The sequence below is a fragment of the Reticulibacter mediterranei genome (assembly GCF_016587455.1).
Map to the genome: position 1 here is coordinate 3,119,659 of NZ_BNJK01000001.1, position 18,302 is coordinate 3,137,960.

Below are 18,302 nucleotides of genomic sequence, written 5' to 3' on the forward strand. Positions count from 1 at the left end.
CTCTTATCTAAGGTAGTGTCAACAAAAAATTTAGTCAGTATGCCATTACATTATAGCAAGCTCAACATGTTTCAACAAGTATCGCCTCTTGTTGCTATTTGTCTGCTCTTTAAGATGGTACTTCTGGTTGAGATAAAAATAAGGACCAGACGGGGTGCCAGCTCGTCCGATCCTTATCACGCGTATGCAAAACAACTTGCTCGCGAGAGACGTAGAGGCGCGCATGCAACCCCATGGGGAAAAGGTCGCATGGAAATAATTCTGATCATACGTTACAAGCCGCTCGTCGAGGTGGTTGCTTGCCTACGTACATCTCGCACTTCCTCTTCACTCTACTTATTAGAACGTATAAGGGTAACAATCGTCATCGTCTAAAGTACCTGTTTTTGATGACTTCTATTGTGCAAATTTTCTATATAGATGGGCAAACTTCAATAAAACAATGATCTTTCTCCCCTTCCTTGACAAATAACAACCTCTTCCCCTATTATATCCACATGGGATATATCCGATGGTGATATATTAAAACGAAAGGAAAAAGCGTGGCCCAGCAAAAAATGATCGCCCAGGTTCCGTTTCGCTATTATGTTTCGCTGCTAAAAACATATCTTACCCCTCAACGATTTAAGGTCATTTTACTTGTCCTGCTCCTCTTCGTTAGTATCGGGCTGGACATTCTCAATCCACAACTTCTAGGGCATTTCATTGATTCCGTCGAAAACCACATGATCATCCTCATTCCCATTGCGCTGTTATTTATCGGGCTGGTTATCGCTAACCAGATCGTCACAGCGTTCGCCAGCTATATCAGCGAGGATGTCAGTTGGCAAGCAACCAATGCACTGCGGGCCGATCTTGCCCTTCACTGTCTCAATCTGGATATGTCTTTTCATAAAGCGCACACGCCTGGCGAGCTAATTGAGCGCGTCAATGGCGATATTGCGATGCTTGCCAATTTTTTCTCGCGCTTTGTGTTCTACGTACTTGGTCGCACACTGCTGCTCATCGGCATCATCGCGCTCACGTTCTCAGTTGATTGGCGTGTCGGGTTGCTGTTACTGGCATTTGCTCTGCTGATTCTCGTATTGCTGCGCCCCTTACAGAACATCTCAGTGCCACGCTTCCGCGACGCTCGACAGGCCAGTGCCGCGCTCGCCAGTTTCTTCGAGGAGCGGCTCTCCAGCATAGAAGATATCCATAGCAACGGTGCTCAGAGCTACGTGATGCTCGCCTTTAGCAGGTTAACGCGTCGCATCCTGCATACAGCACGCTTGAGCAACGTCACTGGACGTTACTTTTCCAGTGCCATTGAAATCGGCCTGGCCCTCGCAGTGGCGGCGGTCTTAACGTTGGGGGCCTATCTGTTGCACAGCGGGCAGATGACATTGGGTGCGATCTATGTTACCTATTACTACACCACCCTGCTCACTCAAAGCCTTTACGTCATCACCTTCCAGATCAATCAGATGCAGAGCGCGACGGCCAGCATTCAGCGCATCACTGAACTCTACCATACACCCAATGCCATCATCGATGGTCCCGACGTTCCCCTGCCATCGGGACCGCTTGCGATCAGCTTCGACAACGCCTCCTTTGGCTACACACCGGACAAACAGGTACTCCACGATCTCTCTTTTGAGCTGCCAGCTGGCACAACGCTTGGTTTGCTTGGCAGAACTGGCTGCGGCAAGACGACGTTGGCGCGCCTGCTCTATAGAGCCTACGATGTACAGCAAGGATCTGTTCGGATTGGAGGTATTGATATCCGGCAGACAACACTTGAGACGCTGCGCCACCGCATCGGCGTTGTCACGCAGGATGTCCAGCTTTTCCATGCCAGCATTCGCGACAATCTCACCTTTTTTGATCCGAGCATTTCAGACGAGCGCCTGAAGCAAGTCATCTGCGAACTCAACCTCTCGCAGTGGTACGCCTCTCTGCCAGCTGGACTCGATACGATCATCGCTGGCGGGGGCGTCACCCTTTCCTCTGGCGAGGCACAATTGCTGGCCTTTGCGCGTGTCTTCCTGCAAAATCCAGATCTCGTCATCCTCGATGAAGCCTCTTCGCGCCTCGATCCCGTTACAGAGAAGCTAATAGAGGGAGCTATTGATCGATTGCTTGCCGGACGAACGGGCGTCGTGATTGCCCACCACCTCGCAGCGGTACAGTCCGTCAATGCAATCATGATCCTTGAGGATGGTTCTATCTGCGAGTATGGAGATCGCGACAAACTGGCAACTGATCCAACTTCACGTTTTTCACATCTCTTACAAACAGGTCTGGCAGAGGTTATAGATTAGGATAATATATGCAAAATAAAAATATCTATAAAGCATGTTGGGAACTTATCACCTTCACACCCTGGCTGTATGTATTCGATGTCATCTTACAGTTATTCCGTAACTGGATCTTGCTGCTTCCTGGATTGCTTGCGTTCGCCATCTTCAACCTGCTCGCTGTCAATAAAGCTGTTGGCTGGGATCTCTGGACGCTGGGTGCTCTGCTCGTAGGGGCTGCGACCGCTCGTGTGACGGTGATGCTCTCCAGCACAGCAATAGATACGACCTGCCGCGAGTATGGAAACACATTAATCAGGCGCAACGTCTTCGAGCAATTGCTCACCAGACTTGGTGCGCGGCCACTCCCCTCTTCGGTAGGCGAACTGATTAACCGCTTCGACGCCGACACAACCACGATCACCAACACAATAAGCTACACCAATATGCTGATTGGGGCCGGGACGCAAGCGCTGATCGCAGTGAGCGTCCTGTTCACGATCAACCCGTTGATTACCCTCGTCGTCTTTGTGCCGCTGGTCGGATCATGCGTCCTCATGAACAGGATGAGCGCGAGAATCCAGCAGTATCATCGTCAAAGCCGCAAAGCCGAGGGCGAGGTGAGCGCCTTTATTGGCGAGATGTTCAACTCGGCACAGGCCATCCAGCTTGCCGCCGCCCAGCGTCGCGTCATCGATCATCTCCACCGCTTGAACGATACCCGCCGACAAACAAACCTTCGCAGCCTCTTTTTTACCGATGTCGTGCTTGGCTCAATCACGCGCAATACTTCAAGCATCGGAGCAGGCGTCATCCTGCTACTGGCCGCTCAGTCGATGCATAGTGGCTCTTTCTCAGTTGGCAGTCTCGCGCTTTTTATGTCGTATCTTGACGAGATTGCCATCTTTACCTCGTTCTTCAGCCAGAACATCGCCATGTACAAGCAGGCGGCGGTCGCGCTACAACGTCTCCAGGCAATATTACCAGAAGAAGCGGCCGAAGCAACCGTAACGGCTCACGCTCCCGTCTATTTGAGAGGCGCATACCCCCAGGTCTCAGAACCAGAGAGGCAGGCTGCTCCGCTTGAATGCTTAGAGGTTCGCGGCCTCACATACTGCTATGCGCAGTCCGGGCGAGGGATAGAACAGATTAACCTCCAGTTGCGGCGCGGCACTCGTACGGTCATTACCGGGCGTATCGGCTCAGGAAAGACGCTCCTGTTGCGCACCATACAGGGATTGCTCCCCAGGCAGGCAGGCGACATTTTCTGGAATGGTGAGCGCATCATGTATCCCGACCGCTTCTTTGTTCCACCCCAGAGCGCCTATACGCCTCAAGTCCCGCGCCTGTGCAGCGAGACGCTCAAGCAAAACCTGCTCATGGGCTATCCAGACGAGCCAATCCAACTCGTTTCCGTCATCCATGCCGCCGTTATGGAGCAGGATGTACAGGCGCTTGAAAACGGTCTCGATACGCTGGTAGGGCCAAAGGGCGTCAAACTCTCCGGTGGCCAGATTCAGCGCACTGCTGCTGCCCGTATGTTCCTGCGCCAACCCGAACTTCTGCTCTTCGATGACCTTTCCAGCGCGCTCGACGTTGAGACGGAACAACAACTCTGGGAACGCCTCTTCGCCCATCAAGAGCAAACCTGTCTGATCGTTTCCCATCGCCGCTTTACGTTGCAGCACGCTGACCATATTATCGTGCTGAAAGACGGACGCATCGCCGCCGAAGGGACATTAGAATACTTGCTAGAGTCAAGCGACGAGATGCGCTATCTCTGGCATGGTGAGATTGATGACGAATCGTAACAAACGAACCTGGTGAATCCCTTATTTCGTAGTGGAGCTATTTATCGCGTTAGGGCAGCTTCTCAAGCGCTTCTTCCAACGCGATAAATAGCTCCACTACGAAATAAGGGATTCCTGTTTGCTCTCGTAGCTGTGATATAGTGAAAATAAAACCACTGGAGTCATAGCATGAGTATCAAAGATCACGTAGCCATTATCACCGGAGCCGGTCGCGGCGTCGGGCGCGCTACTGCTATACAGTTTGCACGAGAGGGTGCTCGGGTCATCCTCTTCAGTCGCACAAACGCTCACCTTGAGGAAACGGCGTCCATCATTGCGAAAACAGGCGGACACATGCTATCAGTTGTAGGAGATGTTTCACAAGAAGAAGATGTGATGGCGCTGTTTGAGCGGGTACGAGAGAGTTACGGGCGCGTGGATATTCTGGTCAATTGTGCAGGAATAATTGCCACGCGTCCATTTGTTGAAATGGATGTAGCCACCTGGGATGCGGTGCTCAACGTCAATCTACGCGGCACGTTTCTCTGCTGCCGGGAAGCCTTCCGCCTGATGGTCTCGCAACAGCATGGAGTCATCATCAACCTGTCGTCGCTCTCAGGAGTCAAAGGGGTTGAGAAGTTCCCTGGCCTCAGCGCTTATAACGTCTCGAAATCGGGCGTGGCGGGACTCACCGAGATACTGGCTGTTGAGGGCAAGCCGCACAATATCCGCGTCTGCGCAGTCAGTCCAGGAGCTGTCGATACACAGATGTTACGCGAGGCAGGACATAACTTGAAGGCTGGCATGACGGCCAACGATCTGGCGGAGATCCTGCTCTTCATGGCCGACGATTCCGGGCGCATGCTGAGTGGCAGCAATATCGAGCTATTTACCAATGCCTAGCCTGGTACAGAGGAGACAATCTATGGTCTACCTGACACGGCGTGTCACCTTTAGCGCGTCACACCGCCTCTGGAGCAATCACTTGACCGACAAAGAGAATTACGCAATCTACGACAAATGCGCCAATCCCAACGGACATGGACACAACTATGTGCTGGAAGTCACCGTACAGGGCGAGCCTGACCCACGTACGGGCATGGTCCTCAATCTCACCGATCTCAAACGGATCGTTAACGAGCAGGTCGTTGATTGGGTAGATCATAAGCATCTCAATTACGACGTTCCCTGGCTCGAAGGCATCATTCCCACCGCCGAAATGCTCGCCATCAAGTTCTGGGAACGGCTGGCACACGATTTTCCGCCAGGGCAACTCTACGAAGTCAAGCTCCACGAAACCGAAAATAATATCGCGACCTATCGAGGAAAAGCATGAGAATCGCACTCGTCGCCCCCCTGGTCACGCCCATCGCTCAACCCTATGTTGGAGGCGCTCAAGCGCTGGTTGCTGCGCTCGCTCAAGGCCTGATCCAGCGACAACACTCTGTCACGCTTTTTGCACGACAGGGCTCCTCGGTTTCAGGCGTGCCAATTGAAGAGATAAATGTGCCGGAGAACGTGCGGCCATCCAGCTTCTCCGGGCCTGCGCTGGAACGGCCCGCCGATCCAGGCTTCTTTGCCCAGGCGAATCTCTTTCTCAACCTCTTTCTGCAACTTCAGCAGCGACAGAGCGAGTTCGATCTCGTGCATGTCCACGCTTTCGACTGGCCCGCGTTCGTTTGCAGTACGGTACTGCACCATCTGCCGGTAGCTCATACGCTGCATCTGCACGCCATCTCACCAGAAATCAACGAGGCGCTACGCGTCCTTCACCAGCAGGGGCACCCTCTGAAGCTGATTACCGTTTCACACGCCTGCGCTCGCACCTACGAGACCTGGACACCATTCGACTACATTATTTACAATGGTGTCAATCTGGATGAGATACCCTTTGCGCCCTTTGTTCCAGACGAAGCGCCACTGCTTTTCGCCGGACGAATCACGCCGGAAAAAGGCGTGGAGGAGGCTATTGAGATCGCGGAACGGGCAGGCCGGCCATTGCTGATCGCTGGCGGCATCTACGATCAAACCTATTATGAAGAGCACATCCAGCCTCGCCTGCAACAGGCAGGTCCACACATCCAGCATCTCGGCCTGCTGACCCACACAGAATTATGGCAACTCATGGGACGCGTGTGCGGGCTGCTCTGCCCTATCGCCTGGGACGAGCCGTTTGGCCTGACGCCGGTTGAGGCAATGGCAACAGGAACGCCAGTGATTGCCTTCCGTCGCGGCGCGATGAATGAGATCATTCGTCATGGCGAGACTGGCTTCCTGGTTGAGTCTGGTAATTGCGCCCAGGCTGCCGCTCTGGTGGATCGTCTCGTTGAGTTACCTCGTACGTCATGCCGTACACACGTTGAGCGCAATTTCTCATTCCCCCACATGCTCGACGAATATGAGCGTGCTTACGCCGATATAAGCAATAAATGATACTTTTTCCCGTAATTACGCGATTTATCGAGCTTACTTCAACATTAAAAAATGAAGGAACACACGATAAATCGCGTAATTACGACAAAGCGAGCAACCAGTGCCCATCAGTCAGATGGCCAAACGTTTTTTACAGCTTATACAAGATTCGTAGATGAAAATATATTATTTTCTCTCCTGCAATATATTGCCCTCAAAGCACTTGACATTTTTTCATGATTTGTCTATCTTCTAGTTATACAGTTGTACAATTTTAGCAGCCAAGTACCCCGCATAGAATGCGGAGGTTTGGAGAGCGAGTTTGCTTGCCCTCCAAACCTGAACTTGAGCAGACAAGGAGCGCCTGTTTCCTCCCCTGCTTAAAAGACAGAGGTTCCCACAGGCGAAATGATTCATGGAAAAAACAGATGCTTATAAATAACCAGCAGGAACGTCTTGAGGCACAGCGGCGTTTTAGTGCGGCCAGGATAAAAAACTTTGATCTGGAACAGGATGAGGTATTGTTGCGGTTTGGGAGAGCCTTTGCAGATCCGATGCGCATCCGCATTCTGGCGTTACTGGCCAGCCGTTCGATGTTTGGGCAAGAACTGGCGGAAGCGCTCGGCGTGACCACTCCCACCATTTCACATCATATTTCGCTACTCAAAAGAGTCGGCCTGATCAACGTGAGGCGCGAGAACAGCTACCGTCACTATGAGTTAAATCCTGATGGCTTGCAAACGATTATTGAGAACCTGACCGTTGAGCATTTGCGCGGCCTTGATCCCTCTTTGATTGCCGAAGCAGAGTCGTTAGAGTGATTACAACCTCTTACGAGAAATCATCCTCTTCAGGCAAGACAACATTTCTGTAGACTTTCGCCAGGGGAAAGAGAATATCAAGGCTCGTCAGTGTCACGTTATCACCCGTGCCAAAAGCGTGATAACGCCACAATGTATCTTTCTCTGAGCGATAGACCTCGATTGAGGGATGTTGCGAGTTTACAAGCATATATTCTTGAATGGTCGGGCATTCGCGATAATAGGCCAGCTTGCGCCCACGATCATAGGCCTCGCTCTGTGCGGTAAGTATCTCAACAATCAGCCGGGGATGCTGAACGGAGTCTGCTGGCCCCTGACGCTGCCCATCCGCGATCACGGTGACATCGGGATAGACATAACGTGTGGAGGAGAGGCAGACGCGCACATCAGAGGTATAGAGGCTATACGGCTTGTCATCAAGCAGGCTATAGAGGACACCGACGATATTCACGCTGATTTTCGCGTGGTCAGGGGTGCCCCTGACCAGCATGCGCGCGAATCCATCAACGTACTCATAGCGAGCCTCGCGGCTGGTGCGGTCGAGTTGAAGATACTCTTCAACGCTCATAAGCGATGAGTGAGGTGATGCCGTCATTACGTTGTTGCCCTTCCATTAGAACATGGGGAGATAGCGTTCGATCTCCCAGGAATGGACCTGCTGGCGATACTCGGTCCACTCAATGCTTTTCGCATCGATGAAGCCCTCGTAAATGGAATCGCCCAGCGTTTCATGAATCAGGGAATCCTCGCGCATCCCCTCCAGAGCTTCTCCCAGCGTGGCAGGGAGCAGGCGAGTGCGCGGCTGCAAGCGCTCGTTTTCGTCTTGCAGAAAGAGATTCTCGTCCATTGGAGCAGGAAGCGTCAGTTTGCGCTGGATGCCGTCCAAACCTGCACGCAACATCACCGCCAGTGCGAGATATGGATTGCAACTGGAGTCGGTGCAGCGCAACTCGATACGCATGGATGATTGTGTATCGGTACTCAGGCGAGGAACACGAATCAAGGCCTGACGGTTTACGCGCCCCCAGTTAATCACGACCGGTGCTTCAAAGCCACGCACGAGACGTTTGTACGAGTTGACCAGAGGAGCAAGAATGGCACACATGGCGCGTGCATGGGCTAGCTGACCAGCGATGAAGCCTCTGGCAACGTCGGAGAGTCCATATTCGGCTTGCTCGTCAACAAACGCGTTTTTGCCCGTCTCCAGGCTGAAGAGCTGCTGATGAATATGCAGGCCGGAGCCGTTGACGCCATAGAATGGCTTGGGCAGGAAGGTGGCGTAGAGACCCTGCTGAGACGCAATAGATTTGAGAGCATATTTGGCAGTGACCAGTCCATCAGCAACCTGAAGGGCTTCGCTCATGCCAAAATCCAGCTCATGTTGGCCTTCCGCCACCTCATGGTGGCTCGCCTCTATGCTGATCCCCATCTTTTGCAGCGTATAGGCCATCTGTTGACGGATAGTTGCGGCAAGATCGGTGGAAAGATCGAAGTAGCCGCCACGATCATGCGGCAGAGGAACCGGCGTCTTATTCTCAAAGCGCAAGAGGAAGAACTCCAGTTCCGGGGCAACGCGAAATTCAAAGCCCATTGAGCGTGCGATTTCACGTGCACGTAGCAGGGCCGCGCGTGGATCACCATCAAAAATCTGACCATCGGGCGTATGCACGTTACAGATCACGCGTGCCACCGAATCACTATTGCTCAGCTCATAGCGCTGACCCGAAGGCATAGCCGGCAGATGACGCACGGTATCGGGGAGTATCGTGAAGGTTGAGAGATCAGGGAACAGGTACATATCGCTCTCAGCAATACGGGCAAAGCCCTCTAGCGCTGAACCATCAAACCATTTTCCCCGGCTCAAACACGTGGAAAATTGTTCAACGGGAATGGTGACACTCTTCACTACTCCTACTACATCAGTAAACTCCAGATTGATAAAACGTACTTGTTCTCGATCAATCATAGCCGTGATCCGCTCTATCTGCTCACGACTACGGTGTTGTTTTTCAGCCATCACTCTCGCTCCTCTCTGCGAGCCTCATCATGTCTACGCTGACTATATATTGGCAGATAGCGCAGCCCGCCACTGCTCGCATTTATAACGAATGGTAGACTTACCAGTATACATATTTCTATCTCAACCAGAATCTATATCTTACACACACGTTCTCGCTTGTCAGCGTGCCACAATTGTTGCATGCAAGGTTCAGACTGTCAAGGTAGTCCTATCGTTATAACGCAGGAGAACAGCAACTGAGGTTCACAAATATAGGGCGACTGGACTGCTTTTTACGACTTTCTACTTTTTATCGGCACAAGGAAAGATCAGGAACAATTATAGAAACAGAGCGCTAATCCCCTCGTGTCGTAGTCGAGCGATTGATCGCGGAAGAATCACAAGGCAAACTCCCTGCGATCAATCGCTCGACTACGACCAGACTACTCTAACACTTCGGCGTTATAGTACGATATTTGAGCATGAGTATTCTGCGGCTCACTGGAAGCAGAACCGTGATGGCTGCGGAAAAGGGCATTGTTGAGATATTCATCCAGCGCCTCTTTCGAGGTCCAGCGTGAAATAGCCTGCATCGAGCCATCAGGTGCCGTCCAGATCTCCAAACCAAGAAATCCCTTAAACTGCTTCATCGAGGGTGCGGCACGCTTGAAGCCCTCAAGCATTTTTTCATTCCCCCCTGGTCCGGCAATATTATTGACCGCGATAAACATATCTATTCTTTCCTTTCCAGTTAACTTTCTATCAGGCTTGCCTCACACAGAATAGCACATAGGAAAACAGTTTGGAGAGCATTTATACATGATTGGTACTCCTGGACAACGCCAGTAGACGGATACACAGAGGGTGATTATAATAACTAACTGGATCTATCTGTATAGACAAAAAGGAGTACCGGGCAGAACAATGGAAAAAGCTGAACAAAATATACCGGCCTCGCCAAAACCGCAACGAAAACGCGGCTGGCGAGTCGCGCTGGGAGTTGTCCTGGTGCTATTGCTCGTTGCCGCTGGCGTACTCTACAGCCAGCGCACCGCAATTCGCTCGCTCGTGACCGGCTCGCACTACGTCGCTGGCTCTGCTGGTGAAACAGCGCTCAAGTTACCTCCCGGTTTTCATGCCGATATCTTCTATCCCAGTTTGAACAGCCCTCGCTTTATTACGTTCAGTCCCGATGGTACGCTCTTTGTGGCCGAACGCGGCGCGAATAGCATCATCGCACTTCCCGATCCGCAGCACACAGGCAGGGCAACTCAACGCGTGGTCGTTGTCAATGGCCTGGATGCGCCAACCAGCCTCGTCTTCTATCAAGGTGCGCTCTACGTCGGTGAAGCCTCGCGCGTCAGTCGTTTTACGATCAGCGCCGATCTGAAGGTGACGAGCAGACAGGTGATCGTCCCTCACCTGCCGACCGATGGCAACCACGTTACTCGCACTGTTCTGGTTGGCCCCGATGGCAATCTCTACGTCTCTATTGGCTCTACCTGCAACAATTGCGTTGAGTCAGACCCTCAGCGCGCAACGGTCTGGATGTATCATCTCGATGGCAGCAATGGACGCCTCTATGCCAAAGGGTTGCGCAACGCCGTTGGCATGGCGATCAATCCCTGGGACCACCAGATCTGGGTTACAAACAATGGGCGCGACCTGCTGGGAGATAACATTCCACCCGAAACCCTCTATGCGCTACAAGATGGTGGCAACTATGGCTGGCCCCGCTGCCAGGCAGGAGACATCGTCGATCCCGATCTTGGGCATCCCGGCGATTGCAACGGCGTCATCAAGCCATTGGTGAAGATGCAGGCCCATTCCGCACCGCTTGGCCTTGCCTTTTACTCGAAAGCCACTCATGGTGCCTCGCAGTTTCCAGAGCAATATAATGGCGTCTTTGTTGCCTTTCATGGCTCCTGGAACCGCAGTGTCCCCACCGGCTACAAAGTGGTCTTTGTGCCACTGAATGACCAGGGCCAGGTCGCAGGCTCGGTTCAGGACTTCGCGACTGGCTGGCTGAAAAGCGGAGACAACCGCTCAGGAAGACCGGTGGGGCTGGCGGTGGGACCAGATGCAGCTCTCTATGTAAGCGACGACGAGGCAGGCATGATCTACCGCATCACCTACCAAAAATAACGCAATGACGTAGTCGAGCGATTTATCGCGATTCGCTCTATCGCGATAAAGATTTTTAACAACCGAGATCGGCAACGAGGGGAACTCGTGTACGGCAGGGGCGACGGCTTGTCCTCGCCCTGTGACCCTCCCGATGCGCCTGGGGAGCCGGGCGAGGACAAGCCGTCGCCCCTGCCGTACACGGAGGTTTCCGATTTTGGTTGTTCCATTTCATTATCGCTCGACTACAACATATTGAGATTACAAGCGCAACATAACACCGGATTTTATCCTGGCCTCGGCGTCCTCGTCGGCTTTGGCGTTGGTGTCTCTATCGGTGCTTCTGTTGGTTTGGGCGTCGCTGTTGGTGGAACCGGCGTCGCTGTTGGCCTGGGTTTTGGCGTTGGCGTCGCTGTTGGCGGCACGGGTGTTGGCGTCGGGGTTGGTGGCGCGGCGGTTGGCGTCGGGGTTGGCGTTGGCGTCACGGGAGGATTCACTACAGCTAGCGTGACGGGCACCCCCTGTTTCCCCACATAGACCGTCGCTTTATAGGTGCCAACTGCCAGCCCACAGGAGCAGACAGTCACCCCTACACTCTGAGCACTGCCCCCTAATGGCACGCTCTTTGTACTCACTCCCAACCATCCTTCACCACTGGTTGAGACTGGCGCGACATCGTTCACAGTGCAATTGCTCGGCGTCACAGTCAGGCTGCTTTGCGCAGACGAACCACCTTCGACGGGATTAAATGTTCCCATTGACACGCCCCCAGAGGTTGTAGACGACGACGAAACAGATCCACTATAAAGCGTGAACCTCAAGCTCCCCGGCACCACCGTAAATGAACAGGGAACAACCGTTGGAGAAACCGTCACAGGTTGTGTTACTGTATCCGTCACCGCAACAGACTTGGAGGTATTCCCCATACTAACCGTGACCGTGCCTGTATGATTGCCAGCTGACAGGCTATCGTCGATAATGGATACAGTAATAGATTGTCTCCCCTTACCCAGCATTACCGATTGTGGAGTCGCGCCAAGCCACGACTGCTCATCGTTCACGGAAGCCGTGACGGTCGCCGCATCATTAGGGCCACAGTTGCCAGACGGCACGACAGTAACGCTCTGCGCGGGCGGCGTGTGATTTGTCAACATGCTGAAAGTCAGCGAACTCGGCGACAGAGTAAAGCTACATGGCACAATAATTGGAGTAATGGTAAGCGTTACATTTACAGTTGTTGTATCTGATCCATCCGCTATCACCACTCGCGAACTATACTTGCCAGCCTTCAGTCCATTTCCTGATACAGCAACTGAAAAACTGTGCGAAGTCTGGGGAGCGAATGATTGTCTGCCAGGGCTAACCCTCGTCCAGGTCGCGGAAGACGGCGACACAGATGCACTTACGATTTGCGTCGTCGTACAATAATTGACCAGCGTTATTGTTTGCGGCGCAGGGTCGGGATCGCCCTGCTGCATTGTAAAGCTCAACGGCGGCAACTTGGCAATCTTACATAAAGGTGGAGCTGGCGTTGGGCTGGGTGTTGGCGACGGCGTCGGGGTTGGTGCCTGCGTCGGCTTCGGCGTCGGCGTTGGTGGATGTGTCGGCACTGGTGTTGGTGCTTGCGTCGGCACTGGCGTTGGTTGCGCTGGCTGAGGCGTTGCATACGCTACCGGTGGCGGTGGTGGTGGCTTCCTGGTAGGGGCAGGCTTTGGCGTCGGCACTGGCGTTGGCGCAACCTTCACATCCACTGAGACCGATATCGACAGGCTGGTATTTATTTCAGTGGCGTTAATGATATATTGATTATTGGCATCGGGATGGAGATCCTGCGGAATGGAGAGAGAGGCATCAAATGTACCGTCGCTCTGCACAACCGGTTCCGACTGATCCACCTGATTGCTCTGTTCCAAAAAACCTGCAAGCAAAGCTATGCTAACCTGTGCAGTGCTCTCCTTAGCCGCCTGATGCATATCAGTAGCAGGAACAGATCGGTTATTCACGGTGAAACCGATTGTTCCACCCTTGATAAAGTGGTCGCCATGTACATTGATCGTGGCTCCTGGCCCAGTTCCTCCCGAGGTGGTAATAGAGATTTGTGCCTGCTGAGCCTGTGGTGGTCGCGCCGATGAGTTGGCATGAGTGAACAGCAATGTACCCAGCCCCGCGACAACTGCAACCGAAACAGCAACATAAGCAAGCGGCTTGACCAGATGATGATATGGCTGCTTATGCAGCTTCGGCTTCAAAACGGCGGTCCGACTTTGCCGCATGGTCTTCATAAAACCATGAAACGCGCTTTGTGGATGGCTTCCGAGGTGATGCTGGAAGGGAACCGGATGTGGTGTTCCCTGAACGCCTGGTATCGTCGGGGGGGAAGGCGTCCCCTGCACACCGGGCATATTCAACGGTTGTGGCGTCCCTTGAACAACTGGAGTCGTCCCTGGATAAGGGGTCTTCCCAAATGCTGGAAACGGGATAGGGGAGAAACCACTGTCCTCCTCTTTCTTGCGGCGCAGTTGCGCTGTGGGATAGTCGTTCGCCTCATTACTGCTGACTGGATAGGGCCAGTTGGCAATATCATCCTCTCCACTATATGGCAAAAATGGCTCAGGCGGACCATCCAATTGTTTGCCAGATGTCACGATATCTGGAGGTGGTGTGTTATTAAACGAATTGAAGGGATGGGAGGGATGATTCGCCGCCTGAGTTGAGTCTGCCAGATAGTTTGGCGGGACAGTCCCATACAACGGACTGGAGGGATAGGGCGGCATTCCTGATATGGGGGTTGGACGAGGGGGATAGGTCGGATATTGTGGTATAGGTATGCTATTCGCTGGATAAGGTGCGTAATTCTGTGGGTTCCCACCATCCTCCTGCCGAAAAGGATTACCCGGAGGCACCGGCGTATTCACCGTTGGCGCAGATCCATCGCCAACAGCGTTGCCGCAATATCCACAAAAGCGTGCATGATCGGGTAAGTATGCGTCACAGAAGCGACAACGAATTAATTCCATTTGTTACCCTTCAGCCTTCTTCTCCATACAACAGATTCTACAAGGATATTGGGTAAACGTTCCATCCTGTCACAATTATTCTACGAATGTATTAACCGGTACACATACTATCATATTCTGCATATTTTTTCTACAGTTTCTCAGTGCATAAATCGATTGTAAGCTATCTCTCCTGAACTATGCTCCCGATTGAGGATATGTAGTGGCACGCGCTTCTCTTGTATCAGTATATATCGGAGGAATAAGAAATACACAGCAGAAAGCAGGCATTTTCAGGTCATGCCAAAAATTGAATGTCGTTGAGAAATGCAGCTTACAATACAGCTAGCGCTTCTACAATCCTGGAATGCGGGTGGGTCTGGATAGTGATGTGGGAGTGGATGTGGATGTTACAGTGGGCACTGGTGGCACTGGTGGCACCGGTGGCAGCGAACCTGTCGTCACCGGTGTTGGAGTATCAGTTGGTGCCGCTATTGGCGTTGGCTTTCCTCTATGAATCGGCGTTGGGGTTGGTGGAACCGGAGTTGGGGTTGGCGTTGGTGGAACCGGCGTCGGTGTTGGCGTTGGTGGCACTGGCGTCGGCGTTGGTGGAACCGGCGTCGGCGTTGGCGTCGGTTCCACTGGAATTGGTGTTGGTGTTGGTGTTGGTGGCACCGGTGTTGGCGTTGGTGGCACTGGTGTCGGTGTTGGTGCTTGCGTCGGCACTGGTGTTGGCGTTGGTGGCACTGGTGTCGGTGTTGGTGCTTGCGTCGGCACCGGAGTTGGTGTCACCGTTGGCACTGGCGTTGGTGTCGCTGTCGGCGCTTTCGTCGGTTTCGGCGTTGGTTTGGGTGTCGGTGTCTTCACCGGTTTCGGCGTTGGCGTCTTTTTGGGCACAGGAGTAGGCTGCACCGGCGGTCCTGGATAGGTGGGAACAACTGGAATAACTGTAGATACCGGGATTACCGTTGTCTTCGGGTTGACTCCAGGCACAGGCGTCTGCTGGGGTGTATGCACCATATCATCAACTTTTACCAGAAGTTGCGCATTGACTGTATTCCCATCGGGTCCACTTTCGCTCGCTCGGATCGTATGGCTGCTGCCAGGTTGCCAGCTCTTGGGAACCACGAATGACTTCTCAAAGGTGCCATCGCTGCGCACAACAGTTGCGGCGCTGGCTGTAGAGGATTGCAACTGCATCATTCCCAGAGCGGCCATCTGAATCTTCGCTTGTATGCCTGAATTGCCCGAAGCCAAAGACGCATTATCTACGAGAATAGAGACAGTCCCGTTGGGTATAAAATGACTGCCATGAATGATTAGAGTGCTACCAGCCGAGGCACTGCCTGAAACACTGAGCATGGGAACAGGCGTCTCGGCATGCGTACGCACCCAACCTGCAACGATCAGCCCGGTCACGGCTGCCAGCAAGACAAGCACTGTGCTTGCTGCCATAACAGCCCTCGAACGGGATGCGCGCCGGGCTGTTGCCGGTGCTACCGAGATAGATGAAGGCATGATATAGCCAGCAGGTACCTCGTAGTTATACACCGGCTCCACATATGGATTTTGGATACGAGGAGCGACAACTGGCATGCACGGGTCCGTAGTTGCATTTGCCGGATCATTATCCTCAAAAAACGGTGTATCCTGTAGTACCGTTTTCTCGCCCTCAATCGGGCTGTCCTCAGCAAATAACGGCTGTGGGTGCTCATTTGCGGGTTGTTCCGTTGGACGAACCACCGTCGCCTCAGCTTGCACTACTCCCTGCTCTGCAACTGTTGCTTCCCCCACACCTTCCATGATCGCTTCCTTCGCAGGGGACAGCGCTTCGCTGCTCTCCAGTTCCGCACTCAGCACGACCTCGCCGGTGATGGGCAGCGAAGCGGGCGCGCTAGCACGAGAGAGAGAGGACTCTTCTTGCTCTCGAACAGGAAGATCGGCATCAAAGATAGTGGCATGGGGATCAGTCACCGGGAGGGTACTCTGCGCCTGGTACACATCCGTTAAAGCGTTACGAGAGGAGATACTGGTCAAGATATGCTCTTCAGAAAGCTGTTCCTGCTTCTTCGCTATTGATGATTCTGCTGCTGATTTCACTCCTGATTCTAAACGGTGTTCTGAAGTAATCGCTCCCGCCACCGCATTTCCACACATATAACAATAGCGAGAATCCCCTGGTAAAAGAATATGACAAAATTTGCATTCGATCATTGTACTCATATGCATTCCCCCCTGTGGTGAGAAAATGATAAACAGAGTAATGAGGGGTCATAAATCCTGTTTAGCATCCAGGGCAAATTATATAAGACATTCGAGGGTAGATGAAATACCCGATGTTCTCTCAAAAAAAGGATATAAAACAACAAGGTACAATCTCATCTTCCCGCATTATACCATAATAATCGAAGGAGTGGGGCGATACTATGCACTTTGGTATACCAAATTACTTACTAACGTATCTTTTTCTCAACCAAAAGAAGAGCATCCACCACCGCGCAATGGATGCTCTTCTCGATCATTATGAACAGACAAACTGAACTTCCTTAAAACGGTAATGTATCGCCAACCAGTTCATCACGGGTCAGAGGTCCGATAGCGGCGATGGTGAGAGGCTGTAGAGGAGAAAAGCGGCGCAGGACGTTCAAAACCTGCTCTTGTGTTACTGAATCGATTCCCTCTTTCACATCCTGCACAGTGCGGATCTTGCGCTCGTACCACCAGGAGCGAGCAATGGCTCCCATACGCGCACCTGATCCCTCGCTACGCATGACGTTCTCACTCTTCAACTGTACTTTCGCCCGTTCTAATTCATCAGTAGTAATGCCATCCTGCTCAAGCTTGCGCAGTTCGTTGACGATAACCTCCAGACACTCGCGCCCCTGTTCGGGAGTAGTGCCAGCGTAAATGCGCATCGCACCGAGATGCTTGTTGCCTCCCATGCTGGCCGAGACGCCATAGACCAGACCGCGCTTCTCACGAACTTCCACAAAGAGGCGCGAGGCCATATTGCCGCCCAGCACTTCACTGATCACCATCGCCGCATAGTAATCGGGATCGGTATAGTTGGGGAAGGGGAACATCATCCCGATATGCTCCTGCTTGCCCTCCTGGTGCTCCAACACAACGGTATTTTCAGGGTGAGGCTCTTGCTTTGCCGAAGGAGCCGCCTGCCCCTCCCAGTTGCCGAAAAGCGCCTGCATTTTTTCTACGACGTGATCCCAATCAAATTTGCCAGCGATAGAGAAGAGGACATTATTGGGCTGGTAGCGCGCTCGCCAGAACTCTTGCAGATCTTTGCGCTGAAGCGAGCGAACGCTTTCATTGGTACCAAGCATCAAGCGGCCCAGCGAGGTACTGCGATAGAAATTGGCGCGCACCAGTTCAAAAATGCGGCTCATCGGCTCGTCATCACGACGACGAATCTCCTGCAAAATGATATTGCGCATCTGCTCCAGCTCGTCACGTGGAAAGGTGGGAGTCAGCAGCAACTCATGGACCAGGTCGAGGGTACGATCAAAGCGGGTATGCACAATTTGCGCCCACACCTGCGCAGTTTCGAGGCCGGTGCTGGCCCCTTTCCGCGCTCCCAGCGTCTCGAAAGCTTCGTTGAGTGCACGCGCATCTTTTTGTTTGGTACCTTGAAACAACATATACTCGAACAGGTGTGCCAGCCCTTCTTTATCCTCTGGCTCGTGAACCACAGCTGCATCTAATTGCAGGCCAAAGGTAATCGAGCTAAGACTGGGCATAGACTGTCCAATTATCTCAATACCGTTAGGCAATTGATGGTAGAAATAGTTTGGCGGTAAGCTCTGTTGATCACTCATCTATAAGATTTTCCTTTCTAACAGGAATGAGACGCAAATGGGAAACATCGT

The 18,302-nt window shown here is 52.7% G+C and carries 13 protein-coding genes; 7 read left to right on the forward strand and 6 right to left on the reverse strand.

All coding sequences use genetic code 11. The annotated features are described in order from the left end of the window. The first annotated feature begins 542 nt into the window (after positions 1–542). From K3T83_RS13235 to K3T83_RS13260, 6 genes are all read left to right on the forward strand, one after another. Positions 543–2,303, forward strand: coding sequence for an ABC transporter ATP-binding protein (locus K3T83_RS13235; RefSeq protein ID WP_236064889.1), 1,761 nt, complete (start codon positions 543–545; stop codon positions 2,301–2,303). 8 nt (positions 2,304–2,311) lie between these two features. After that, entirely contained in the window at positions 2,312–4,090 is a 1,779-nt protein-coding gene (locus tag K3T83_RS13240) for an ATP-binding cassette domain-containing protein (RefSeq protein ID WP_220203439.1), read from the forward strand. A 168-nt stretch (positions 4,091–4,258) separates the two neighbouring features. Continuing rightward, entirely contained in the window at positions 4,259–4,972 is a 714-nt protein-coding gene (locus K3T83_RS13245; RefSeq protein ID WP_220203440.1) for an SDR family NAD(P)-dependent oxidoreductase, read from the forward strand. 22 nt (positions 4,973–4,994) lie between these two features. Continuing rightward, positions 4,995–5,405, forward strand: coding sequence for a 6-carboxytetrahydropterin synthase (locus K3T83_RS13250; protein ID WP_220203441.1), 411 nt, complete (start codon positions 4,995–4,997; stop codon positions 5,403–5,405). Then, entirely contained in the window at positions 5,402–6,502 is a 1,101-nt protein-coding gene (locus tag K3T83_RS13255; RefSeq protein WP_220203442.1) for a glycosyltransferase, read from the forward strand. The genes K3T83_RS13250 and K3T83_RS13255 overlap by 4 nt, the downstream gene beginning before the upstream one ends. Positions 6,503–6,909: 407 nt before the next feature. Next, complete coding sequence (locus K3T83_RS13260; protein ID WP_220203443.1) at positions 6,910–7,302, forward strand: ArsR/SmtB family transcription factor; 393 nt, start codon at positions 6,910–6,912, stop codon at positions 7,300–7,302. 10 nt (positions 7,303–7,312) lie between these two features. Here the strand turns inward: K3T83_RS13260 and K3T83_RS13265 are convergent, their stop codons facing one another. From K3T83_RS13265 to K3T83_RS13275, 3 genes are all read right to left on the reverse strand, one after another. Continuing rightward, positions 7,313–7,897 carry a Uma2 family endonuclease gene (locus K3T83_RS13265; protein WP_220203444.1) on the reverse strand — a complete coding sequence of 195 codons (585 nt, stop codon included), beginning with the start codon at positions 7,895–7,897 and terminating at the stop codon, positions 7,313–7,315. Positions 7,898–7,915: 18 nt separating this feature from the next. Next, a complete protein-coding gene (gene glnA / locus K3T83_RS13270; RefSeq protein WP_220203445.1) occupies positions 7,916–9,319 on the reverse strand; it encodes a type I glutamate--ammonia ligase in 1,404 nt (467 codons plus the stop codon). 425 nt (positions 9,320–9,744) lie between these two features. Then, the gene (locus K3T83_RS13275; protein WP_220203446.1) at positions 9,745–10,032 is read right to left on the reverse strand and encodes an antibiotic biosynthesis monooxygenase family protein; all 288 of its coding nucleotides are present in this window, start codon (positions 10,030–10,032) and stop codon (positions 9,745–9,747) included. 193 nt (positions 10,033–10,225) lie between these two features. On the opposite strand from K3T83_RS13275, the gene K3T83_RS13280 reads away from it, so the two are divergent. After that, on the forward strand, positions 10,226–11,446 hold the full coding sequence (locus K3T83_RS13280) for a PQQ-dependent sugar dehydrogenase (protein ID WP_220203447.1): 1,221 nt from the start codon (positions 10,226–10,228) through the stop codon (positions 11,444–11,446). Positions 11,447–11,712: 266 nt separating this feature from the next. Here K3T83_RS13280 and K3T83_RS13285 read toward each other — a convergent pair whose 3' ends face one another. The 3 genes from K3T83_RS13285 to K3T83_RS13295 all read right to left on the reverse strand — a co-directional run bounded on the left by K3T83_RS13285 (position 11,713) and on the right by K3T83_RS13295 (position 18,251). Further along, positions 11,713–14,442, reverse strand: a complete 2,730-nt coding sequence (locus K3T83_RS13285; protein WP_220203448.1) for a hypothetical protein — start codon at positions 14,440–14,442, stop codon at positions 11,713–11,715. A gap of 333 nt (positions 14,443–14,775) precedes the next feature. Further along, complete coding sequence (locus K3T83_RS13290; RefSeq protein ID WP_220203449.1) at positions 14,776–16,644, reverse strand: hypothetical protein; 1,869 nt, start codon at positions 16,642–16,644, stop codon at positions 14,776–14,778. Positions 16,645–16,967: 323 nt separating this feature from the next. After that, positions 16,968–18,251 carry a M16 family metallopeptidase gene (locus K3T83_RS13295; protein WP_220203450.1) on the reverse strand — a complete coding sequence of 428 codons (1,284 nt, stop codon included), beginning with the start codon at positions 18,249–18,251 and terminating at the stop codon, positions 16,968–16,970. Positions 18,252–18,302: the final 51 nt, after the last annotated feature.

What these genes read in the sequence shown, in the direction of transcription:
- K3T83_RS13240 (WP_220203439.1), top strand. Translation starts at nt 2,312, where the DNA reads ATGCAAAATAAAAATATCTATAAAGCATGTTGGGAACTTATCACCTTC.
- K3T83_RS13245 (WP_220203440.1), top strand. Translation starts at nt 4,259, where the DNA reads ATGAGTATCAAAGATCACGTAGCCATTATCACCGGAGCCGGTCGCGGC.
- K3T83_RS13250 (WP_220203441.1), top strand. Translation starts at nt 4,995, where the DNA reads ATGGTCTACCTGACACGGCGTGTCACCTTTAGCGCGTCACACCGCCTC.
- K3T83_RS13255 (WP_220203442.1), top strand. Translation starts at nt 5,402, where the DNA reads ATGAGAATCGCACTCGTCGCCCCCCTGGTCACGCCCATCGCTCAACCC.
- K3T83_RS13260 (WP_220203443.1), top strand. Translation starts at nt 6,910, where the DNA reads ATGCTTATAAATAACCAGCAGGAACGTCTTGAGGCACAGCGGCGTTTT.
- K3T83_RS13265 (WP_220203444.1), bottom strand. Translation starts at nt 7,897, where the DNA reads ATGACGGCATCACCTCACTCATCGCTTATGAGCGTTGAAGAGTATCTT.
- glnA (WP_220203445.1), bottom strand. Translation starts at nt 9,319, where the DNA reads ATGGCTGAAAAACAACACCGTAGTCGTGAGCAGATAGAGCGGATCACG.
- K3T83_RS13275 (WP_220203446.1), bottom strand. Translation starts at nt 10,032, where the DNA reads ATGTTTATCGCGGTCAATAATATTGCCGGACCAGGGGGGAATGAAAAA.
- K3T83_RS13280 (WP_220203447.1), top strand. Translation starts at nt 10,226, where the DNA reads ATGGAAAAAGCTGAACAAAATATACCGGCCTCGCCAAAACCGCAACGA.
- K3T83_RS13285 (WP_220203448.1), bottom strand. Translation starts at nt 14,442, where the DNA reads ATGGAATTAATTCGTTGTCGCTTCTGTGACGCATACTTACCCGATCAT.
- K3T83_RS13290 (WP_220203449.1), bottom strand. Translation starts at nt 16,644, where the DNA reads ATGAGTACAATGATCGAATGCAAATTTTGTCATATTCTTTTACCAGGG.
- K3T83_RS13295 (WP_220203450.1), bottom strand. Translation starts at nt 18,251, where the DNA reads ATGAGTGATCAACAGAGCTTACCGCCAAACTATTTCTACCATCAATTG.